Source organism: Bradyrhizobium sp. 179, assembly GCF_023073535.1.
Taxonomy (GTDB): Bacteria; Pseudomonadota; Alphaproteobacteria; order Rhizobiales; family Xanthobacteraceae; genus Bradyrhizobium.
The window spans coordinates 20508-40631 of sequence record NZ_JADPJR010000043.1 but is presented as its reverse complement, the minus strand read 5'-3'; the positions used below and the strand labels follow the sequence as shown (position 1 = coordinate 40631).

Below are 20124 nucleotides of genomic sequence, written 5' to 3'. Positions count from 1 at the left end.
AAGGCGTGGACTGACCCTGCAACCCTCGACACCCGAACGGCACGAGGTTGTCACCCATGTCTCAGGTACGACCTGTTACCCATGTGTCCGGGCCGGACATTTGTTTTCTTGGTAGCGGGGGAGGGACTCGAACCCCCGACCCCAGGATTATGATTCCCGTGCTCTAACAGCGGAGCGCGGTAAAGACGAGTCGCGACCGAGAGCCGATTTCGATCGAGAGAACGGCGCGACCTCCTTCGCCTCGACCCAGGGAATGAAATTGATGGCGTGCGGAGCGGGACTTCTGGCTGGGGCGGGAGGCATGGAACTCCAAATTGAGAAGCCCGCGCTGGCAAGAGCGACCTGCCCCCCGCCACGGAATCATGAGCTTCGAAGCCTAAGCCGAAGCAAGTGCGCCCGCGGAACGCGCCTTCGATCGCCCGCTCGTCTTCTCATCCGATCCTTTCGCCAAGGCAACCTTTCGCATTTCAACTGCCTTCGCCAAGCGCAGGTCCTTCTTTGCAGCTTCGTAGGCCGGCAACACCGCTTCCATCCACATCAGCATGCCTTCGGCCTTGAACACCACGCGATCGGCGGCGCTGTAAACGCTCTGGGTGATTGCAGCGACCTCGCGTGACATCTTGTCTGCGCCACTTACGCGATGATCCAAGAGCGCGGATGCGTACGCACCTTCGCCAAAATTCTCAAAGAAACTCGTGACAGACCGACGCTCGTCATGAGGGCCAATCCTGTTGGGCAGCCCGACGACGGTGAGCAGATCCGGCCATCCCGGCTTGCGTCCTGCCAGAGCATCAAGCGCATGATTCAACGAAGAAGGGGTAATCGCCTTATCCAGGTGAGCCGGCACGCTGTTATCGTTACGTTGTTTGGCGGCGAGAGCCCGCACGAGATACTTGTTGCGATCCTGCGGAAACGCCCAGGTCGAGACCGCGCCCAACTGTTGCTTCGAGTACCGCGCCACTCTTTCGAGGATCTTGATCGCGATGGGCGGAATGCTCAGTTTGATTTCACGCTTGTTCTTCACCTCATCCGGCTTCCAGGTATAGACGCGCCAGCCGGAACGTTCCGGCGCGGGATCAGCAACCCAGCGATCAGAGCCCAAGGCGAGCATGTTCACCAGAGCGGAGCTCCTTTGGGGGATCATCCATGAAACCTGCAAAGCTCCCAGGACTGCATCATTGTTGTTGCCTCCCAAAGGCCTGACGGCCTCCAGAAGCGCAATAAGCATCCCGATTTGCGCCGGGGTGAGATAGCGCCCTGAGCGATCCTCCATTTCGTACTCGTGGGATAACGCCTCCCACCAGGTCGCGGTCGGCTCGAGACCGGTGAAGCGCCGCTTTTGCTTCAGTCCCCAGCGGAGGACCCGCTTTGCGAGATCGGCATATTTTGCGGCAGCCGAGGGACCTGAACCGCTGCCCTCAATCCGGTCACGAACCTCTTCAAGATCCTCAAGGCGAAGCTCCTTTACGAAGCGCTTCTTGAGCTCGGCGTTTTCAGGCCGATCTCGCAATCGCGTCTCAAGTTCGGTGATGGACGAAGGCGCAAGGCGCAACTTGGGTGCTTCATTGCGACCACCGTCTTTCGAGCTTTTCGTTCGTTGCGCGTATTGAGTGATCAGCGTCTCGAAGGTCCACAATTCGCCCTTCAAGGCTTCGGCACGATCAACAGCGACAGCGACGGACTTTTCGTCGCCGCCCATCAACCTCGTTTCGATTACGGCGTCCGGGTCGCGCCCATTCTTGATCGCGAATATTGCCTCGGTGGCGATCCTCTTCACCTGGGCGAACGTGAAATCTCCCACCGCGCCAAGCCGCCGTTTTACGACCGTGGACGCTTGGCCTCGGACACGCGTGCGGGCCTGAACATAGTAGGCGACCTCCCCTCCCCTGACGCGGATGCTGAGGCCTCTGGGATTATCGATGGCGAACTGACATTCGGCCTCCGCATCGCGCTTCGCGCCAGCCTCGCTCAGCAAGTCCTTCGTCAGCGCGTATCGCTTGTTTGCCATTTCCTGGCCTCTGGGGATACATGGGGATACACCAATATGGAGAGCCAAGGCCCATTCTACAAGCGCTTGATTTCTCGGATCGACATAACTTATTATACTGTCAACGAATTTTGCGTTTTACGTACCTCGTGGCGATATCCTGTTTACAGACAAAAGGTTTTGTAAACCGAAGGTCGGGGGTTCAATCCCCTCAGCCGGCACCAGCTTTGAACATGTGGCTTTCAGCTCGAATTGTTCGGCGCGCTGCTTTGCTGGAAGTGCTCGGCGTCAGCGATCTTCACCCACATATGCTTCGACTGCTCGAACACTGATCTGACCGGAGCCGGGTAGTTCGGATCCGCGATCGCACCGACGGCAACGGCGATCATCGCGGGTAGATTGTCGGCCTTCCAATAGACCGTCGAACCGCAGTCGGCACAGAAATAGCTGCGGACCTTGCCACCGCTTGCGGCGGCGCGGACGAACTCCTTCGGCGTCCCTGAGAACGTGACGGCATCAGCTGGATAGAAGGTACCGACGCCGAATGGGGCTCCTGTTCGGCGCTGGCAATCGGTGCAGTGACAGGCAACGACGAGACTCGATGGCCCTGGAAGAGAGAGCGCAAGCGCGCCGCAACTGCATCTGGCATCGATCATCGGAACACTCGTCCCATCTGTCACACCTTTCTCAGCGGCCACCGCCGAACACCTCATCCAGCCGCCAGAGACCGAGGCTCTTGTCGCGCCAGCCGCCACCGCCCTCCTCGCAACGCTCGTTGATCAGCGCGTGCGGCGCCGGCCAGTCGAACGGCGGCTTCTCCATGTTCAGCGCCCGCCAGTCGCCATCCTCGCAATCGCGATTTGCATCCCATTCCGGAAAGGTGGTGGCGAGCAGGAAGCGCGCGCCGCTCATCTGAAATTGCGCGAGGGCGCGATCGATATTCGCAAAGCTCAGATGCACCAGACAGTCCCGGCACAGAATGACATCCGCACGCGGCAGTGCATCGCGCGTGATGTCGGCAACGAGAAACCGGCCCGACGACCGGCGGTTGGCCTCGATCAGCGACGGCACGATGTCGATGCCGGTGTAATCGACATCGAGCGTCATGCGGCCGATCCAGCCGGCATCGCCGCAGGGCGCATCGAGCAGCGAGCGGGCACCGAGGCGTTGCACCAGTGGAGGAAGCCCCTCCCGGATCGCGGCGGTCGCGGGGTCCTCAGAGCCGAGGCCGGAGACGGAAGTTGGCGCGCCCCAAAGGTTGGTCCGCTCGATGCGCTCGAACCGAGCAGCGAGATCGAGGCCCTCGAACTTCTCGCGTTCGGCGTGGAAACGTTGGTGGGCGAGCACGGGAGGACGATTGGCGGTCATCGGGCGAGCCTCTAGCCAAGTCGGAAGCCCAGTGTACAAGCGATTCGAGCCTCCGGAAGCGTCATCCGATCTGATCGTCAGCGTTGGGCAGAGTCGGAGACGCCTGATCCGCCCGGACCGGAACCAAAGCCATGCGTCGCTCGTTCTCGCCCCATGCGGATCAGGCAAGAAAACCGAAACATATTTTTGCTGGTGACGGTGACGCTGTGCTGTGGCGTCGTGGCCGGCACAGTTGCGCTGTTCGAACCGGCGCCCGCACCGACTCCGGCAAAGCAGGTGGCCGAGCGGATGGCGATCGACGCCACCGCTCAGATACCGGTTCGGGTGGTCGGCGCACCGTTCGAGCCCAACGTCAATCCGCGCCAGCGATAGCCATCACCCCGGCGACGCCTCCGTGCCCTTCTCGGGCCGGCGATGGGCACGCGCCAATTCCTCGACCAACGCGATCACCTCCGCCCGCTTGTCGGGCGGCAGCGACAGGAACGCGCGGACGAGCCTCAAGCCCTCCGCTTCGTCCACCCGTTCGTCTTCGTCATTCATCCGACCAATGTCGGGCGATCGGGAAAAATATGCAATCCCTTTCAAACCACCTTGATTCGGCGCGGCCGCTTTGCTGGAATGGGACGCGGCAGAGGTGGATCATGAAGTGGATCAGGGAACGCGACGCACTGATCGCGCAGACACTGGCCTTCGTTCAATCGGTGACGGGCAAAAAGGATGATTTCCTTCAGCCGGCCGCGCTGTCGGATTCGCCGGCGGCGACCATCGAGACTGCCCCGGTCGAGATCGGGCCGCTCCAGCCCGCTCCGCAGGCTCAGTTCGTCAAGCTCCCGCCGGCACGGACAAGCGGCGATTTCCGCAGCGAGATGCAGGCCCGGATCGCCAATTTCCGCAAGCATCAGGAGCGGTTCGCGCGCGAGCGCGAGGAGTATTGCGCGGCCACCCTGAGCAAATTGCGCGCCGCCATGAGCGACGCCTCGCCCCGTCCACCGGCCGAAAAGTAGGGCCGGCGCTCCAATCGGGGGCTTACAGCCAGGACCACACCAGCCAGAGATTGGCCGCGCAGGCGCCAAACAGCGCCAACGTCAGGGGCAGGAGCATGTGCCCGCAGGAGGTTTTCAGGTCGCTCGTCATGGCCGAAAACATCTGCTGATTCCAGCCGGAGAGTCCCAGGGATTCTTTTTTTAGGGATTCAGGACTCGTTTACGACTCAGGATACGACTGCCCGATCACGGCGCCGTGATCGACCAGCCGACCGGAACCCCTTCCGCGCAAATTCGTTAACGGGCTTTCCTGGAGCGGGAAGAATGCCCTACGCCCTGTTCTGCAACGACGCCCAGATCAGCAAGGCCTATCCGAGCGAGTCCGACGTCTGGAAACTCGCGCAGCGAAGTGGTCTCGTTGTGGACGTGATCGCGGACGACGAGCAGCCGGGACCGCGCCGGGTGCTCGACAATGACTACGAGATCGCGCCCTGCCAGGCTGCCCAGGGCGAGGACCCCGCCAAAAACAAAGCTGAGGCCGAGCAGCAGTCGAAGATGGAGCTCGAGCTGAACACTTGAGGTCCGGAGCGAGGCTCAGGGCGTCGCGGTCGCGAGAGACGCCTGCTCGCCGGCCAGGGCCACGCAGGCCTTCCGGCGATGCAGCCCGCGGATCGCGCCGGTGACCTTCAGCACCTTGCCCGACGGACAGGAAGCGTCCTTGACGAAGGCCACCTCATAAGGGGCCAGCATCAGAGGCTCGGATTTGAGGATTGTCTGTGCAGAGCGCGGCAAGCAGATGACGCACGCGAGCACCCCTGCCGACACCAAGATACGCATGTCCGTCGTCTCACCAGCCCGTAATTCTCATATAACGCGTTCCGGAGCGCGAGTTCCGTAAGCGGCAAAAATTATTTTTGCTTTACCCCCGGGCCATGACGCGCGTGAGAAGACGCGCGCCGGAATGTTTGCTTGCAACGATGCGCCAGATGGTTGACGCAAAGCAAACAACAGGCCGGCGAGCAAGAGGCGGGCAAACGAAAGGCCGGCGGGAAAGCCGGCCTTTGTCAGATCGCGGTCGTTGGCAGAGGTCAGTAGCGCGAGGCCGACGGGCCGCCCCAGCCGAACCGGTAGTTCACGCCGACCTTGACGGTATGTTCATCCTCCCGGCCGCGGACGCCGACGATATCGGCTGGGCCGGAGGTGAAGGTGGTGCTGCCAAAGTTGTAATACTGATACTCGGCCTTGGCGGACCAGCTCGGCGCGAACATGTATTCGAGGCCGGCGCCGACGGTGTAGCCGTCCTTGCTGTTGCCGGTGGTGGTGAAGGTCTGCGGCACCCCGGCGATGTTCACGCCAAGGCCGTTATTGCGCCAGGCATAACCGCCCTTGGCGTAGAGCAGCGTCGGTCCCCAGGTGTAGCCGATGCGACCGGTCACCGACCCAAGTTGGTCGGTGTTGGACGTCACCTGCGTGCCCAGCGGGAAAGTGACGCCGTTGTTGTTGGTCGGCAGCCAGGAATACTGGGCCTCGATACCCACCACCCAATTGGGCGCGAACTGGTAGTCGAAGCCGCCCTGCACGCCGCCGAGGAAGCGGGCATCGCTCGACTGGAAGCCATTGTCACCGGCAAAGGCGCCGCCGACATGGCCGCCGATGTAGAAACCTGTCCAGTTGTAGATCACCTGTGGCGGCGTATAGGCCGGTGCCTTGGTGTAAGGGCGCGGCTGCATGTCGGCTGCAGCGGCCGGCGCGGCCAGCGCCAGCAGCGCGACTGCACCGAGCAAAATCGTCTTCATGATCATCCCCGTTCTCTCAAATTCGACCCTCAGCAAACAACGTGGCGTGAATTTGGTTGCTTCGCGGCGGTGCCGGAACGTTGATCGTTCGCTACTGTGACGGGTTGGCAACAACGCGATTTTGTTCCGTTACGTCGCCTTGCGCCGGCCGTTCTCGTCGTCGGCGCAGGGCCAGCCGTAACGATTTGTCGCGAGACGAAACCGCCCGTTCAAAGCTCGCCAAGATGTGATCAGCGGCTCCGGCGCGGTCTGTCCTACCACGAGGCGATGAAGGCGGGCTTTGCGCTACCGCGTCATCTTTTCCAGTTCCGGAAAGGGTGCGTAAACCGCACCGGCACAGAGCTCGCTCGTCCGATCATCGATGACGCGGTCGCTCCGCCCGTTGACGAATATCACGGCGCGCTCGCGCATGCCCTTGTAGCTGCCATCGGTCTCGCGCGGGGTGAAATGCAGGCAGCTCACGTAGAACTGGCGCCCGCCAACTTCGCGCAGCACCGGATCGGCCATGCTGGCGTCGTGCACCCCGACCGGGTTGTTCAGATAGCTGCGCATCAAGGCCAGCGTGTCGCTGCGGAAATTGTCGGGAAACGGCTGCGGCCCTCCGGCCTGGGTCCCGCCTATCAGCGTTGGACGGTCACCGTCGCTGCCGAAGCATGCCGCAAGCGTCAACGGCAACGCCATGATCACTGCATATCTCGCCAATCGCCCCACAGGCCCCGCTCTCCGCTCGATCAGACTCGGAGATGTTCTAGCCCCAAGCTTCCACGAACCCAAGCCTGCATGATCTCAGCCTGCATGATCTAAACCTGCAGGGCTGCACGAAGGGATTCGCTTGCAACGGCGCAAACGGCGCGCCGGCCCGCCGCCGACACTTCGGGCTTTCGCACGAGGCATGGCGAACGGACCGGGCCTGAACTCCGCACGCGGCGGCGGGGCAATGCCAGGGATGCCGCCGCGCGGGATCAGTGGTCAGTTGCGCTTGTCCGATGTCGCCGGCTTGGTCACGTCCGGCTGCGCCTTCAGCGATTCCTTGGCCGTGACCTGCTTGTGGTGATGGCGATGCTTGCGCACGGACTTGTGCTCGTCGGGCGTGGCGGCGGCGTTGGCGTTCATCGCGTTCGACTTGGTGTCCACCTTGGCATTCGCCTTGACGTCGGAAGCCTTCGTGTCGGGCTTGACGCCCGCATCCGATTTCACGGCAGTATTCGCCGCCTTGGTCTGGCTCTGGTCCGCCTTGATCACCGGCGCGGTCGTGGTGGTCTTGCCGGCCTCGGCGGCGAAAGCCGGGGCTGCGATCACGGAGGCTGCGAGCAAGGCTGCGGAAATGGTCTTCAACATGGTTGGTCTCCTCTGGGAAGGATCTCGAGGCGGCGCCCTCTCGTCACCCCTTCGATCGTAAGTCCGAGCCTAGAGAGCAGCCACTGAACCCAGTCTGAAGCCCATGGCGGGCTCCCGTTCATCTCAATGACAAGTTTGTCATCTGCGCCGGGACGAATAGATCGTGCGAAGCGGGAATGTTTTTGCCCCATGGGTGTTCCGGTCTTCGGGCAATCGTGTAGGATCGCCACGTTTCATACGGGAGAACATCAATGCGCAGACTCTCAACGCTTCTGGTGCCGGGACTGGTCTCGATGGCGCTGGCGGCCGGGCCGATGCTGACCAGCGCCTATGCCGCCGGCAGCGATGAACCTTCGCCGCCGCCGAAGTCGGACACTTCGACCAAGAAGGGCAAGAAGAAGAGCTCATCCGTCAGCGATCCCAAATTCGTGGCGGCCTATCGCGCCGCCTACACTGCGATCTACGACCGTCACGACTACACCGGCGCAATCGACCAGCTGAAGTCGCTCAAGCGCGACGAGGTCGCTGATGTCGCCAACCTGATCGGCTACTCCTATCGCAAGCTCGGCGATTACCAGTCGTCAAAGGCCTATTACGAGCTGGCGCTGAAGGACGATCCGAACCACGTCCGCACCTGGCAGTATTACGGCCTCTGGCAGCTCGAGCAGGGCAACCGCGAACAAGCGCAGTACCACCTGGACAAGATCGCCTCGCTCGCCGGCACCGACAGCTCCGAATATCGCTCGCTCGCCGCCGCGCTCGACAGGCCTACCGGCGCGACGCTGGTCTACTGAGACATCACTATTTGAATGAAGCGAGCGCGCACAACCTCGGGGTTGTGCCCGTTCCACTTTCTCGGCTAGCCTCGCGCACCATCCCTCGCAATTGGTGTGCAATGGATACGTGGCTGCGATCCGCGATCAACTACATCGGCTCCTGGATCGAATTCCAACAGAGGACATTCCAACAGCCCGGCGTCATCATCGCCTTTGCCCATCGCGGCGAGGTCGTCGCCGAGCGCGCATTCGGCCTTGCCAATCTCGACACCGGCGAGAAGCTCACTCCGCGGCACCGCTTCCGCATTGCCTCGCACTCGAAGAGCTTCACCTCCACCGGCATCATGAAGCTGCGCGAGCAACGCAAGCTCCGGCTCGATGATCCGATCGGTCAATACGTCGGCGGCCTGCATCCGCGCGTGGCAGAGACGACGATCGCGCAGGTGCTCTCGCACAGCGCGGGACTGACGCGTGACGGCGCCGATTCAGGTCAGTTCATCGATAGCCGGCCCTATCTCGACGCGAAGGAGCTGCTCGCGGAATTGAAGCTGCCGGCCGCAATCGAGCCCGGCACCCGCTTCAAATATTCCAATCATGGCTTTGGCCTGATCGGCCTCGTCATCGAAGCCGTGACGAAGGAGCCCTACCCTCTCTGGATCAAGCGCGAAATCGTCGAACCCGTGGGCTTGCGTGCGACCGAGCCGGACGCGCCGCTTGCCAAGGGCACGCCGTTCGCGCGCGGCCATACCCGAAAGCTGCCGCTCGGCGAGCGCTGCGTAATCCCCGGCGACAATCCCGCGCACGCCATGGCGTCCGCGGCGGGCTTCGTCGCGACCGCCGGCGATACCGCCCGCTTCTTCGCGCAGCTTGCGCCCAATGCGAAGAAGAGCGTTCTCTCGGTCGCGAGCCGCCGCGAGATGACGCGACACCATTGGCGCATCCCGCAGAGCTTCGAGGGCTATTACGGGTTAGGCGTCAACGCCGGCAAGACCGACGGCTGGGACTGGTTCGGCCATGGCGGCGGCTTCCAGGGTTACATCTCCCGGACCTGCTCCATCCCCGCTTGCGAGCTCGCGATCAGCATCCTCAGCAATTCCATTGACGGCGCGGCGCCATTCTGGATGGACGGCGCGATGCAAATCCTGCGCGCGTTCAAGACACGCGGCGCGCCCGACCGGCGCGTGCGCGACTGGACCGGCCGCTGGTGGACGATCTGGGGAGCCACAGATCTCGTGCCCGCGGGCAACCGCGTGCTCGTCGCCAACCCGCAGTTCAACAACCCATTCATGGATGCCGCCGAGATCGAGGTCACCGGCCGCGACAGCGGCAAGCTCGCCTGGGCCGCCGGTTACTCCAGCCATGGCGAGCCGGTCCGCCGCGTCCGGGACAAGCGCGGCAAGGTGAGCGACATCTGGATCGCCGGTGCCAACGTCAAGCCTGCAAGCGCCGTGGCGCGCGAGATCGCGCGCCGGTATCCGCCACGCAAGCGGCGGCCTACTCCCGGATAAGCGCCTCTACCTCGCTGCGCATCGATTGCCGCGAACCATCGCGCGAATAAAACATGTGGCCGCCGGGATAGACGACGAATTTCACGCGTTGCGTGACGAAGGCCGGTAACTGGTCGAGCACGCGCTTCGATCCGAAATAGGGTGTGGCGAGATCGAACAGGCCGTGCGCGACCAGCACGTTCAGCTTCGCGTCGGTGGCGAGAATCTGGCGCAGCTCCGATACCGATTGCGGCGGGTTGAGGCCGCGGCCGAAATCCCAGTGGCCCTCGATGCTGCCGTTCAGGACTTCATAGGAGCCGTCCGGCCGCCAGTTGAGCTTGCGTGTCAACACGTCGACCGCGGCGCTCGTCAGCGGCGCCTGGAGTGCATCGCCCGAGGGGTCGCCGAAGCGCGAGCTGCTGGAATCCGGGTAGGGATCGAAGCCGCGCACGGAGCCGTCGTAGCGTCCCGTCACTTTGCCGTTCTTGCGATCAAACTCGCGGCGGAATTCACCGACATCGAGCCGGCCGGCGAGCCTGCGGCTCACCGCCTGGTCGATGCCGGTGAGCTCGGCGACTTTGTCGGCCAGCCGGTTGGTCGCTTCCTTGTCCGCTTCGCCCTTGACGAGGTCAGCCAGGAATTCGCCGCGCGCGTAGGCCTCGACGTCGGCGAGATCGGCGCGCGTGACCGGTGCCTTGGCTTCGCGCGCCACCGCGACATAGCTCGGCAGCGTCGCGACATATTGCAGCAAGCTCGTGCCGGCGAACTCGCGGAAGTCGAACAGCGGCGAGACCAGGATCAATCCCCTGACACCGACTCCATGCTGGAGCTGCAACTGGCGCACCACCTTTGGTCCGCGAATCCCGCCATAGCTTTCGCCCGCCACGTATTTCGGCGAGATCAGCCGGTCGTGCTTCTCGAGCCAGCGGCGGATCACGAGCGCGATCGAATTGGCGTCGCCGTCGACGGAATAGAACGACTTGCGCGCGTCCTCGCCGCTGGCGACGAAGCGGCTGTAGCCTGTGCTGACGGGATCGATGAAGACGAGATCGGTGAAGTCGAGCCAGGTCTCCGCGTTCGGCTTCACCTCGGGCGAGGCGGACGGCGACAGGGCTTCGCCATCGAGCGGCAGCCGCCACGGCCCCGCGGCGCCGAATTGGAGCCATGCCGAAGATGCGCCGGGCCCACCGTTGAACAGGAACGTCAAGGGGCGCGTCGCGCGATCGGCACCGTCGAGCTCATAGGAGGTGACGGCGATGTCGGCCAACGGGTCGCCCTTGCCGTCGAACACGCGGATCGAGCCGGCGGTCGCGGCGAAGTTGAGGGTGCGGCCCGGCAGATCGAGCGTCTGCTTCGTGGTGGAATCCGGCGGCAGACGATGCAGTTCGGCCGCCGACGGCGAACCAGGCGTAGGGCTTTGCGCGCCACCGCCACGCCCGCCTTTTTGTCCGGCCGGCGACGTCGTCTCGGAGCGCGGCTGCGGCGGATCCTCCGCGCGCGCCCATCCTGCGAGGGCGAAAGCCGACACCGCCATCACCAGCATCGCGTGGCGGAGCGCCGGCAAACTCAATACCATGATCGTTCTCCGTGCCCGGCTCCGAGGGCCGTGCGCACCCATTATTAGCCAGGAATTGCGACGGTTTGGGGGATCATGGGTTCGGCGGCGCCTGGAGAGGTCGTTCGGGCCCGAAGCGCTCCCGTTTCGTCCTGAATCGGGATGGGGCAATCGCCCGTTTGCCTTGAAAGGCGGTCCTCCTCGACAATCCAGGCCCAGGTCGTATAGACGAGCCCGGCGGAACTTACTAGAGCCAGCGGCACCTGCCCCATGACCAAGCCCTCGCGATACGACCGGATCGCCTTCGTCGCCAGCCCGAGCAGCGAGGCGCAGGCCGCCTTCGGCCAGCTCACCCGGGATTATGGCAATTACGACCCCAGGGAAGCCGATGTCGTCGTCGCGCTCGGCGGCGACGGCTTGATGCTCCAGACGCTGCACCGGAACATGCACACGGGAAAGCCGATCTACGGCATGCACCGCGGCACGGTCGGCTTCCTGATGAACGAATACTCGACGCACGATCTGCGCACGCGGCTCGAGGCGGCGCATGAATCCGAAATCCATCCGCTCTTGATGCGCGCGACCGACGTCAACGACCGCGTCCACCTGCACCACGCCATCAACGAGGTCGCACTGTTCCGGCAAACCTACCAGGCCGCACGCTTAAGGATTCTGATCGACGAGCGCGAGCGCATGGCCGAGCTGATCGCCGACGGCATCATGGTGGCGACGCCGGCCGGCTCTACCGCCTACAACCTCTCCGCCCAAGGGCCGATCCTGCCGATCAACGCCGCGCTGCTGGCGCTGACGCCGATCAGCGCCTTCCGCCCGCGCCGGTGGCGCGGCGCGCTGCTGCCCAACACGGCCTATGTCGTGATCGAGGTGCTCGAGGGCGACAAGCGCCCCGTGGCGGCGGTCGCCGATCATGACGAGGTGCGCGACGTCCGCCGTGTCGAGGTCCTCTCCGACAAGACCATCTCAATGCGCATGCTGTTCGACCCCGGCCACAGCCTGGAAGAGCGGATCCTGCGCGAACAGTTCGGCTACTGAGCCGCCGGCCCGCCCCTCTCAAAAGGCCGATCGCAACCCTTCGTTAACCCCCGCCACGATATGGTTAACGAAGGTTGACCGCTTTGGCCCGGGCGTCATGTTCCGTATCGACTTCAACAAGCTGCGCTTCCTCGTCTGCGACGACAATCCGCACATGCGCCGCATCCTGCGGACGCTGCTGCATTCGTTCGGCGCACGCGAAGTCTACGAGGCCGAGGATGGCGCCACGGCGCTGGAAATGTACAGCCATTACGTGCCCGACATCGTCATCACCGATTGGGCGATGCCGATCTTCGACGGGCTCGAGCTCGCGCAGATGATCCGGCAGCCCGAATCCAAGGGCAACCCCTACGCGCCGATCATCATGCTGACCGGCCATTCCGAGAAGCGCCGCGTCACGGTCGCGCGCGATGCCGGCGTCACCGAATTCCTGGCCAAGCCGATCTCGGCCAAGGGGCTCTACCAGCGCATCCTCAATGTGGTTGCCAATCCCCGTCCCTTCATCAAGACCAAGACCTATTTCGGCCCGGACCGGCGCCGTAACACCAACTCTGCCTATATGGGCCCGGAGCGTCGCGTCGGCGAAAAGCACGAGGTGCTCCAGCAGCCCTCGCTGCTCGACAAGGCCCGCTCCTCCATCTAGCGCAGCGTCTCACACGAGGCAGGCATCATGGCGAAGAACAGCGCAAAGGACATCGAGGTCAAGGCCTTCGCCACGCATCACGTCATCACGCAGCCCAATCCCTTGCGAAAAGTGCTGCGCCGGGTCGAAGCAAAAGACATGGACGATCCGGTCCCCCGCGCCGAGCAGGCGCTGGCGGGCCTGTCCGGCCAATTCAAGGACTGGATGAGGATCGAGGTCGAGAGATTGTCCGCCGCCTGGACCGAGGTGCAGCAGGATGGTTTCACCAGGAAGCTGCGCGACGAGCTGTTCCACGCCGCCCACGACATCAAAGGCGATGCGGCGACTTTCGGCTTTCCTTCGGCAGCGGGAATCGCCGAGAGCCTGTGCCGCATCATCGAGCATGCGCCGGATCTTTCGAAGGTGCCGGCCGAGCTGTTCACGCACCACATCAACGCAATCCTCGCCATCGCGCACGAGAACACCAGGCTCGACAGCATCAGCGTCTCCGCCGAACTCAGCCGGCGCCTGCGCAAGGTCGCCGACGAATATCTCGCCCACGTCAACTGTGATCGCCCCGAACATCTCGAGGTGATCCTGGCGCCAAGCATTGCCCCGGCGGAATAAGGCCCAGCTCTTCCCTCTCGTCGTTGCGAGCGCAGCGAAGATTCCATGGGGGTGGATAGCGACCAAGTCTGAGGCCAGACTGAGGTTGCATCCATTCAACCTGGAGACGACGATGTTGCTCGATCATCCTATCGATGGACCGGCCGCTATCCGCACGCAGTTTGGCGCAATTTTCGTGTCGTTGGAACTGAGTCGTTCGACATGGCTGGTGACCTCGCTCTCGCCGGGCTGCGCTCGCAATGACGGAATTCGCTGCTACGCCGCGATCAGATCGTCATAGAGCGGATCGACCGCGTCCTTGGCGACGAGCTCGTCACAGAACAGCCGCGCCTCTTCGCGCGCGGACTCCGTGGCGAAGCGGCGGAGCAGGACCATCAGCGGTTCAGTAGCGCCGCGGTCGGTCTCACAATGGGTTAGCACGCGCTCCACCATGCGACGGCGCAGCCGTACCGCGCTGTCATCGGTGTCGACAAAACCCTGCTCGTGGGAGGCGTCGAGCGCGACCTGGAATGCCGCAAATGTCGCCTCGGGCAGTCCGGCGCGGCGGAGCAACGCGTGCAGGGTGTTGCCGCCGCGCTCGTGCAGCAGCGCCGAGACGCGCGCCAGCGGCAGATCGGCAAGTTCCGCGAGCGCCGCGTCGAACAGGTCGAGATTGCTCGACAGCAGCGCGCGCAAGATCAGACCCGCCGTGAGCTGGCCGGTGATGCGCAGGTGCCGCACCAGGCCCTGCATGTCCTCACCGCGCGAGCGCGCCGCGATGTTGATGGTGGAGCGGTCGCGCGCCTCGACCGTGATGCGTTCGGCACGATCGGCACTCAGCCAGTTCCTGGCCACGACGAATTGCGCAAGGGTCTCGGAAAGCTTGGCCACCAGCGCCGCGCGCGTTGCGGCCGGCAGATCCTCCAGCACCAGCATCGCTTCGCGGATCGCGGCGAGGTGGCCGTGGCGCTCTACCATACGATTCCACGAGAACGGCGCGAGCTCGGCATGCGGATTTTCGATCAGCTCCAGCGCGGCCGCCGCGCAACCGACCTCGGCGATAGCGGCGCAGACCGAGACCGGCAGCGCGATACGCCGGGCGACCGCGCACTGCACCTCGTCATTGCCGGTGGCGATGATGTCGACGAGATCGGCATCGATCAGCAGCGGAGAGTGTTCGAGCACGGGCAGCGCAACCGTCGGCTGATCCGCCGACAGCGCCCGCACGATTGCAGCCGGCGCCTCGTTACTGCGAGCAAAGGCCTCGGCCATCGCCTGCCGCACCAGCGGCGAGGGATCGTCGAGCAACATCAAAAGCGCGCCTTCGGCCGCGACGCGGTCGTCATGAGAAAGGTCTGAAATCAGCCAGGCCCGGGCCAACGCCCGCGTCGCCTCGGCCCGCTCGCCGGCGGACGCCGTCCTGATCCAATTGATGAACTGCCGAACAATCATTGGTGCTTCCGGCTTACGCAACGAAAACGAAAAATGGTGACGGCTTGTCACCTGCAACACAAAATAAACCACGACGCTTAACAAAGCGTTCACCATAACTGGCTGGTATTATTGACGTTTTGTTAAGGGAACAAAGCCGCTCTTTTCTTGCATCCCGCACACGGTGCGGCGCGCGAGTGCTGCGCCGCTAAGCCGGGCCCATTTGTTCGGAAGGATTGCTGCGGCATGGTACCAGCTCAGCGCAGCAAGCGTTGCACGCTGCAGAGCGTCCGGGGCAGGAGAGCAGATGCTAGCTCGAGAACGTGCCGCTGCGATCGCTGAAGAGATCGAGCGGCTGCGGCGGACGCACGTCCGGCGTTGCTGAGGCCACCGAGGTGAGCGAGGCGTTGTTGCCCCACAATTTCTGCACAGCGATCGAGACCGGCTGCGTGGCGTCGTCGGGCTGATAGATTGAACGAAACGCCGGCGTGGTCGGCGCATTGTCCGCGAGCGTTGTAGGTGACGTCACACCGACGGGCGTCACGGCGCGTGTATTGGGGAAGGTCTGGAGATAAGCGGCGTTGTCGATCACCGGCGCTGTCGGCAGTACGCCGTTGGCGCTCGCCACCTGCGTCGTCGAGGGCGCGCCGCCATACATCGCCATCGCACTGCGGGTGATCTTGGAATTCGCCGCGCTGGCAAAGCGCGCGTCCAGCACCGAGTAGACTTCGGAGACGCTGCGCGCGCGGCCGTCATTGGCGTAGAAGATCGAGCGGTTGGCGGCGGCCGCATTGGGAAAGAGCCGCGCGCCGACGGCCTGCGGATTGTCCTCGGCATTGGCGATCAGTTTCGCGGCGCCGCCGACGCCCATGAAATGCGCCATGTAGAGTTCGCTGTCGCTCGGCCTGCGCCCGAGCAGGCCGGTGAGCTTGAAACTGTTCGACTGCGTCAGCGCCGCCGCCATGCTGGACGCGGCCTCGGGATCGTCGCGCAGCTTCATGATCGACCGCTTCATCACGGGATCATCGACGATGTAGTTGCCCGACGCGGTCTTCGTAATGGCGTCGGCGTAGCTGCCATAGCCGAGCTGAGTGCCCGCCTCCTTCACTGTGCCGAGCCAGGTCTGATCGATGAACTGATAGAGCCCGTGCGCGGACGAGGTGGTGGCACCGGCCGTCGGATTGAAATCCGATTCCATCTTGGCGGTGGTCAACATGTACTGGAAGCTGACGCCGGAGATATTGGAGGCCTGCTTGATCGCGCCGGCGACGCGCGCCCGCGACGGATCGAGACCGGCCGTCTGCGTCGCACTGAACTTGTCGACCGACATGATGAAGTGCCCGCCCCGCGCGGCATTGAGCGGCGCCGGCAATTCGGCACCCTGTCGTCTCATCGTGGAACAGGTATGGTTAATGCGGGGTAAATTTGGCTCGCGCCCCGCCGAACCGAGTCATTCGGGGGCGCACCGAAGCTGCGAGCCCCGGAATCCATTTCCACCGCACATGATGTCGCACGATCGATTCCGGGCTCGTGCTTCGCATGCCCCGGAATGACGGATGGCTACTTCTTGTAGATGTCGCCCGGATCGAACAGCCGTTCGGCATCGACAAAGACGAGCCTGGCGCCGCCGCCCTCGGCCTCGACCTTGCGATAGAAGCACGAACGTCGCCCGGTGTGGCAGGCAGCGCCGATCTGCTCGACGCGGATCCAGACCGCGTCCTGGTCACAATCGGTGCGGATCTCGACCACGCGCTGGGTCTGACCCGATGTCTCACCTTTTCGCCACAAGACATTGCGCGAGCGGCTGAAGTACCAGGCTTCGCCGGTCGCGATCGTCTTGCGCAGCGCCTCGTCATTCATGTGCGCCACCATGAGGACGTCGCCATTGACGACGTCGGTTGCCACACAGGTCAGAAGGCCCGCGGCGTCGAACTTCGGCTGGAAGGCGAGACCTTCCTCGATTTCGTGGGAGTGGGCGGACACGAGCGTCCTCGCTTAGAACGTTGGCGAGGTCAGCGCTGCAGGCCTCGCACAAGGGACAGGAAACGGGCCTGCTCCGCCGGATTGTCGCGGAACATGCCGGTGAAGCGGCTGGTGAAGGTGGAGGCGCCATGCTTGGCGACACCACGCACGGACATGCAGGTATGCTCGGCCTCGATCAGCACGGCCACGCCGCGCGGCTTGAGGACCTCGTCGATGGCGGCCGCGATCTGCGCCGTCAGATGTTCCTGGGTCTGGAGCCGGCGGGCGAAGATATCGGTCAGGCGCGCGAGCTTGGACAGGCCGACGACGCGCTCCACCGGCGTATAGGCGATGTGCGCCTTGCCGTAGAACGGCATCATGTGATGCTCGCATTGCGAGGTGAACTCGATATCCCGCACCAGGACGAAATCGTCATAGCCCGCCGTCTCGCCGAAGGTGCGGTCCAGGACCTCCGCCGGGCACTGGTGGTAGCCCTGATAGAGCTCGTCGAAGGCCTCGACCACGCGGCGCGGCGTGTCGAGCAGGCCTTCGCGCTCGGTATCCTCGCCGATATAGGCGAGCAGTGTCTTTACCGCTGCTTCCGCCTCGGCGCGCGCAGGGCGCGGCTGGTCGGCGCGCACGGCGGCTGCGAGAAATTCAGCGGGATCAAGCTCGGCCGGGCGGCTCTCGGGCTGCCGGTCCGAGGGCTTGTTGGGGCGGATGGATTTGATTGCAGCGTCCATATCGACTCCGTTCGACGGCCTTGCGGGCCGGAGTGTCACCGGCAGACGGGCGGCAAGCCGCCGGACGCCTGAACAGAACAGTCTTGGCGAAAAATGTCCGCTCGTCGCCACGCCGGCCGCACCATTCTGGATCACCGCCGGTGGGCCGCTGGACTGTTTTTCCGCGAGTTCCGACCCTATATAGGACCCTGGACGCCGCCCGCCAAGACCGATCGGGTGCGGAAGTGCTGGACTCCATCACATGCTGAACGACATCTACAACAAGCGGATCATCGAACTGGCCGGGAATATTCCGCGGCTCGGGCGGCTGTCGGACCCCGATGCCTCCGCCACTGCCCACTCCAAGCTGTGCGGCTCGACCGTGAAGGTCGACCTCAAGATGAACGGGGACACCGTCACCGACTTCGCCCATGACGTGAAGGCCTGCGCCTTGGGACAGGCCTCTTCGTCCATCATGGCAAGTCGGATCGTGGGGTCTACTGCGAGCGAACTCCGTGAGTTGCGCGAAACCGTTCGCAAGATGCTGAAGGAGAACGGTGCGCCTCCTGAAGGAAAATGGGAAGAGATCAAGTTCCTCGAGCCGGTCCGCGACTACAAGGCGCGGCATGCCTCGACCCTTCTCACCTTCGATGCGGTGGTCGATGCCATCGGTCAGATCGAGGCCAAGGCGAAGCAGCCGGCGGCGGCGCAGGGCTGACCGCTCTCCGTCATTCCGGGGCGATGCCACCGGACCCGGCCTATTGACCAGTCCGACGACAGGCTCCGCATCGAACCCGGATCCAGAGGTTGCCGATCTTCCGGGCTCGCGCCGACGCGCGCCACGGATGACCCATCAAAGCATATCGCTTACTTCTGCGCCGCCGCCGCTGGTGTCGCCACGCCGCCGGCCGTCGGTACCAGGGCTTCCGCGGTCTTGGTCGACTTGGCAGATTGCTGCGGCTGCTCCGGTTCCGCGCCGTACCTGGCCTGCGTCTTCGGTGTAAGCTCTGCCATTGCCGGTGCGGAGATATCCACGTGCGGCAACACGTCGGCCACGAGGTCGGTGGTCACGAGATTGGTGAGCTTAAGCTCTCCGGCGTCGAGCTCATGCAAATCTTCCCAGGGCGGCACGCTGAGTGCGAGCGACAGCAGATCGCCGGCACCCCCCATGTCGAACGTGTATTTGGCCAGCCTGCCGATGTCGCGCTCCACGATCATCAAGTCCTGGGCGCTGTAGCTCGCAGCCTTGGCATCGTCGGCGCGGTCGCCCATCCAGATCTGGTGGACCCGGACATGGGCAGCTTCCGGCACATAGCGCTTCTTGCCGGCGAGCAGCAGGAACACGCACATGGATTCGCAATAGGCCCCCGGCGCGACCGCCGGACGGGCGCCTTGCCCGCCGCGGTTCTGAACGCTGATGCCGACCGTGGTCAGAAGTCCGAGGTTGCGGAAGCGTCGGCCGAGCGTGATCGCGTCGTTGACCGAGCCGCCGCTGGAATCGAGCACCACCGTGGCGCCGCCCAGTTGGCGTCCGCGAGCAAACTCCTCAAAAGCCTTCGGCGTATCGGCGGTGATGATTCCGACCGCGCTGACCCAGCCGCGGCAGTTCGGCTCGCAGGCCACCCAGCTGAACTTCATCGGCAGCTTGCGCTCTTCGAGCGCAGCACCGGCTCGCGCTGACGTTCCAAGGGTCGCGACGGCGCCAGCCAGCGCGACTCCACACACGGCGGTTCCCACCAGCAACCAGCCGCGAAGATTAAGGGAGTTCAGAAGTCTCAATCTGGTTCCTTCCCCAAGCCCTAAAGGTCCCCAAACAATCCCCGGTAGCGCCCGCTGAGTCCATCATACAGGCGTATGTTTCTACACACGGGCGTCATAAAAATGGTATCCGGGCGAATACAGATCGTCCACAGATACTTGCTGCACTGCTCCCAAAAAGCAGGCAAAATATGGCGCGCAAACAAGAGCTTACAGTTCCCTGCTGCGGAACTGAGCAATACTTCGCTTAACGTTACAGCAAAGCGCACATGAAGCATTCAGCCTACGAGCACTGTTCCAGCCCGGTGGCGGGCGCGCTCCGGCTCCCGCGCCGATTCGGCCGCGCGCTGATCTGGCTGTACCGGCACACGCTGTCGCCCCTGGTCGGCTACAATTGCCGGCACCTGCCGACCTGCTCCGTCTATGGCGACGAGGCGATCGAAAGGTTCGGACTCTGGGCCGGCGGCTGGATGACACTCGCGCGCCTATTGCGCTGCAATCCTTTCGGCACCTCGGGCATCGACAACGTACCGCTCACCGCACCGGAAGGCGCGCGCTGGTATTTGCCCTGGCGCTACGGCCGCTGGCGCGGGGTCAACGCATCCTGAGTACTGCGGTGCTGTCCGTCCCGCTCGGAACCCGAACTCTCGCCTCGCGTTGATGTGATGCTCCCCATCGGGAGG

The 20124-nt window shown here is 63.8% G+C and carries 24 protein-coding genes; 10 read left to right on the top strand and 14 right to left on the bottom strand.

Annotation, left to right across the window (positions count from 1 at the left end):
* Positions 1-376: 376 nt before the first annotated feature.
* The 3 genes from IVB12_RS10390 to IVB12_RS10380 all read right to left on the bottom strand — a co-directional run bounded on the left by IVB12_RS10390 (position 377) and on the right by IVB12_RS10380 (position 3355).
* Positions 377-2008, bottom strand: coding sequence for a hypothetical protein (locus IVB12_RS10390; RefSeq protein ID WP_247298482.1), 1632 nt, complete (start codon positions 2006-2008; stop codon positions 377-379).
* A 221-nt stretch (positions 2009-2229) separates the two neighbouring features.
* Positions 2230-2643, bottom strand: coding sequence for a GFA family protein (locus IVB12_RS10385; protein WP_247298479.1), 414 nt, complete (start codon positions 2641-2643; stop codon positions 2230-2232).
* A 31-nt stretch (positions 2644-2674) separates the two neighbouring features.
* Positions 2675-3355 carry a class I SAM-dependent methyltransferase gene (locus tag IVB12_RS10380; protein ID WP_247298476.1) on the bottom strand — a complete coding sequence of 227 codons (681 nt, stop codon included), beginning with the start codon at positions 3353-3355 and terminating at the stop codon, positions 2675-2677.
* 180 nt (positions 3356-3535) lie between these two features.
* On the opposite strand from IVB12_RS10380, the gene IVB12_RS10375 reads away from it, so the two are divergent.
* Positions 3536-3727 carry a hypothetical protein gene (locus tag IVB12_RS10375; protein ID WP_247298490.1) on the top strand — a complete coding sequence of 64 codons (192 nt, stop codon included), beginning with the start codon at positions 3536-3538 and terminating at the stop codon, positions 3725-3727.
* A gap of 3 nt (positions 3728-3730) precedes the next feature.
* Here the strand turns inward: IVB12_RS10375 and IVB12_RS10370 are convergent, their stop codons facing one another.
* A complete protein-coding gene (locus tag IVB12_RS10370) occupies positions 3731-3895 on the bottom strand; it encodes a hypothetical protein (RefSeq protein WP_247298474.1) in 165 nt (54 codons plus the stop codon).
* A 101-nt stretch (positions 3896-3996) separates the two neighbouring features.
* Between IVB12_RS10370 and IVB12_RS10365 the strand changes: the two genes are divergently transcribed.
* Positions 3997-4359, top strand: a complete 363-nt coding sequence (locus IVB12_RS10365) for a hypothetical protein (protein WP_247298471.1) — start codon at positions 3997-3999, stop codon at positions 4357-4359.
* Positions 4360-4662: 303 nt separating this feature from the next.
* The gene (locus IVB12_RS10360; RefSeq protein ID WP_247298468.1) at positions 4663-4917 is read left to right on the top strand and encodes a hypothetical protein; all 255 of its coding nucleotides are present in this window, start codon (positions 4663-4665) and stop codon (positions 4915-4917) included.
* 15 nt (positions 4918-4932) lie between these two features.
* On the opposite strand, the gene IVB12_RS38370 is transcribed toward IVB12_RS10360, so the two are convergent.
* The 4 genes from IVB12_RS38370 to IVB12_RS10340 all read right to left on the bottom strand — a co-directional run bounded on the left by IVB12_RS38370 (position 4933) and on the right by IVB12_RS10340 (position 7472).
* Entirely contained in the window at positions 4933-5175 is a 243-nt protein-coding gene (locus IVB12_RS38370) for a hypothetical protein (protein ID WP_346658492.1), read from the bottom strand.
* 251 nt (positions 5176-5426) lie between these two features.
* Positions 5427-6134 (bottom strand): outer membrane protein, encoded by a 708-nt coding sequence (locus IVB12_RS10350; RefSeq protein ID WP_247298467.1) that lies wholly within the window; start codon positions 6132-6134, stop codon positions 5427-5429.
* 285 nt (positions 6135-6419) lie between these two features.
* The gene (locus IVB12_RS10345) at positions 6420-6818 is read right to left on the bottom strand and encodes a hypothetical protein (protein WP_247298487.1); all 399 of its coding nucleotides are present in this window, start codon (positions 6816-6818) and stop codon (positions 6420-6422) included.
* 285 nt (positions 6819-7103) lie between these two features.
* Entirely contained in the window at positions 7104-7472 is a 369-nt protein-coding gene (locus IVB12_RS10340) for a hypothetical protein (protein ID WP_247298465.1), read from the bottom strand.
* 251 nt (positions 7473-7723) lie between these two features.
* On the opposite strand from IVB12_RS10340, the gene IVB12_RS10335 reads away from it, so the two are divergent.
* Together IVB12_RS10335 and IVB12_RS10330 are read left to right on the top strand one after the other, a co-directional pair.
* Complete coding sequence (locus IVB12_RS10335; protein ID WP_247298461.1) at positions 7724-8266, top strand: tetratricopeptide repeat protein; 543 nt, start codon at positions 7724-7726, stop codon at positions 8264-8266.
* Between the two features lie 101 nt (positions 8267-8367).
* The gene (locus IVB12_RS10330) at positions 8368-9756 is read left to right on the top strand and encodes a serine hydrolase domain-containing protein (RefSeq protein WP_247298459.1); all 1389 of its coding nucleotides are present in this window, start codon (positions 8368-8370) and stop codon (positions 9754-9756) included.
* Here IVB12_RS10330 and IVB12_RS10325 read toward each other — a convergent pair.
* Positions 9743-11311 (bottom strand): peptidase S10, encoded by a 1569-nt coding sequence (locus IVB12_RS10325; RefSeq protein WP_247298457.1) that lies wholly within the window; start codon positions 11309-11311, stop codon positions 9743-9745. The two genes, IVB12_RS10330 and IVB12_RS10325, sit on opposite strands and share 14 nt — an antisense overlap.
* Before the next feature lie 249 nt (positions 11312-11560).
* Here IVB12_RS10325 and IVB12_RS10320 point away from each other — a divergent pair, with 249 nt between their 5' ends.
* From IVB12_RS10320 to IVB12_RS10310, 3 genes are all read left to right on the top strand, one after another.
* Positions 11561-12340 carry an NAD kinase gene (locus IVB12_RS10320; protein ID WP_247280885.1) on the top strand — a complete coding sequence of 260 codons (780 nt, stop codon included), beginning with the start codon at positions 11561-11563 and terminating at the stop codon, positions 12338-12340.
* Between the two features lie 97 nt (positions 12341-12437).
* Positions 12438-12983, top strand: coding sequence for a response regulator (locus IVB12_RS10315; RefSeq protein WP_008549760.1), 546 nt, complete (start codon positions 12438-12440; stop codon positions 12981-12983).
* Between the two features lie 27 nt (positions 12984-13010).
* Positions 13011-13589: an Hpt domain-containing protein gene (locus tag IVB12_RS10310; RefSeq protein WP_247298453.1), complete on the top strand. Its 579-nt coding sequence runs from the start codon at positions 13011-13013 to the stop codon at positions 13587-13589.
* Between the two features lie 255 nt (positions 13590-13844).
* Here IVB12_RS10310 and IVB12_RS10305 read toward each other — a convergent pair whose 3' ends face one another.
* From IVB12_RS10305 to folE, 4 genes are all read right to left on the bottom strand, one after another.
* A complete protein-coding gene (locus IVB12_RS10305; RefSeq protein ID WP_247298451.1) occupies positions 13845-15020 on the bottom strand; it encodes a DUF2336 domain-containing protein in 1176 nt (391 codons plus the stop codon).
* A 289-nt stretch (positions 15021-15309) separates the two neighbouring features.
* Positions 15310-16392 carry a lytic transglycosylase domain-containing protein gene (locus IVB12_RS10300; protein ID WP_247298449.1) on the bottom strand — a complete coding sequence of 361 codons (1083 nt, stop codon included), beginning with the start codon at positions 16390-16392 and terminating at the stop codon, positions 15310-15312.
* Positions 16393-16559: 167 nt separating this feature from the next.
* Complete coding sequence (hisI, locus tag IVB12_RS10295) at positions 16560-16982, bottom strand: phosphoribosyl-AMP cyclohydrolase (protein WP_247298447.1); 423 nt, start codon at positions 16980-16982, stop codon at positions 16560-16562.
* A 29-nt stretch (positions 16983-17011) separates the two neighbouring features.
* Entirely contained in the window at positions 17012-17704 is a 693-nt protein-coding gene (gene folE, locus IVB12_RS10290) for a GTP cyclohydrolase I FolE (protein WP_247280881.1), read from the bottom strand.
* Between the two features lie 241 nt (positions 17705-17945).
* On the opposite strand from folE, the gene IVB12_RS10285 reads away from it, so the two are divergent.
* On the top strand, positions 17946-18401 hold the full coding sequence (locus IVB12_RS10285) for an iron-sulfur cluster assembly scaffold protein (protein ID WP_247298444.1): 456 nt from the start codon (positions 17946-17948) through the stop codon (positions 18399-18401).
* 149 nt (positions 18402-18550) lie between these two features.
* Here IVB12_RS10285 and IVB12_RS10280 read toward each other — a convergent pair whose 3' ends face one another.
* Positions 18551-19462, bottom strand: coding sequence for a hypothetical protein (locus tag IVB12_RS10280; protein WP_247298441.1), 912 nt, complete (start codon positions 19460-19462; stop codon positions 18551-18553).
* A gap of 248 nt (positions 19463-19710) precedes the next feature.
* Between IVB12_RS10280 and yidD the strand changes: the two genes are divergently transcribed.
* Positions 19711-20049 carry a membrane protein insertion efficiency factor YidD gene (yidD, locus tag IVB12_RS10275; protein WP_247298438.1) on the top strand — a complete coding sequence of 113 codons (339 nt, stop codon included), beginning with the start codon at positions 19711-19713 and terminating at the stop codon, positions 20047-20049.
* Positions 20050-20124 lie beyond the last annotated feature (75 nt).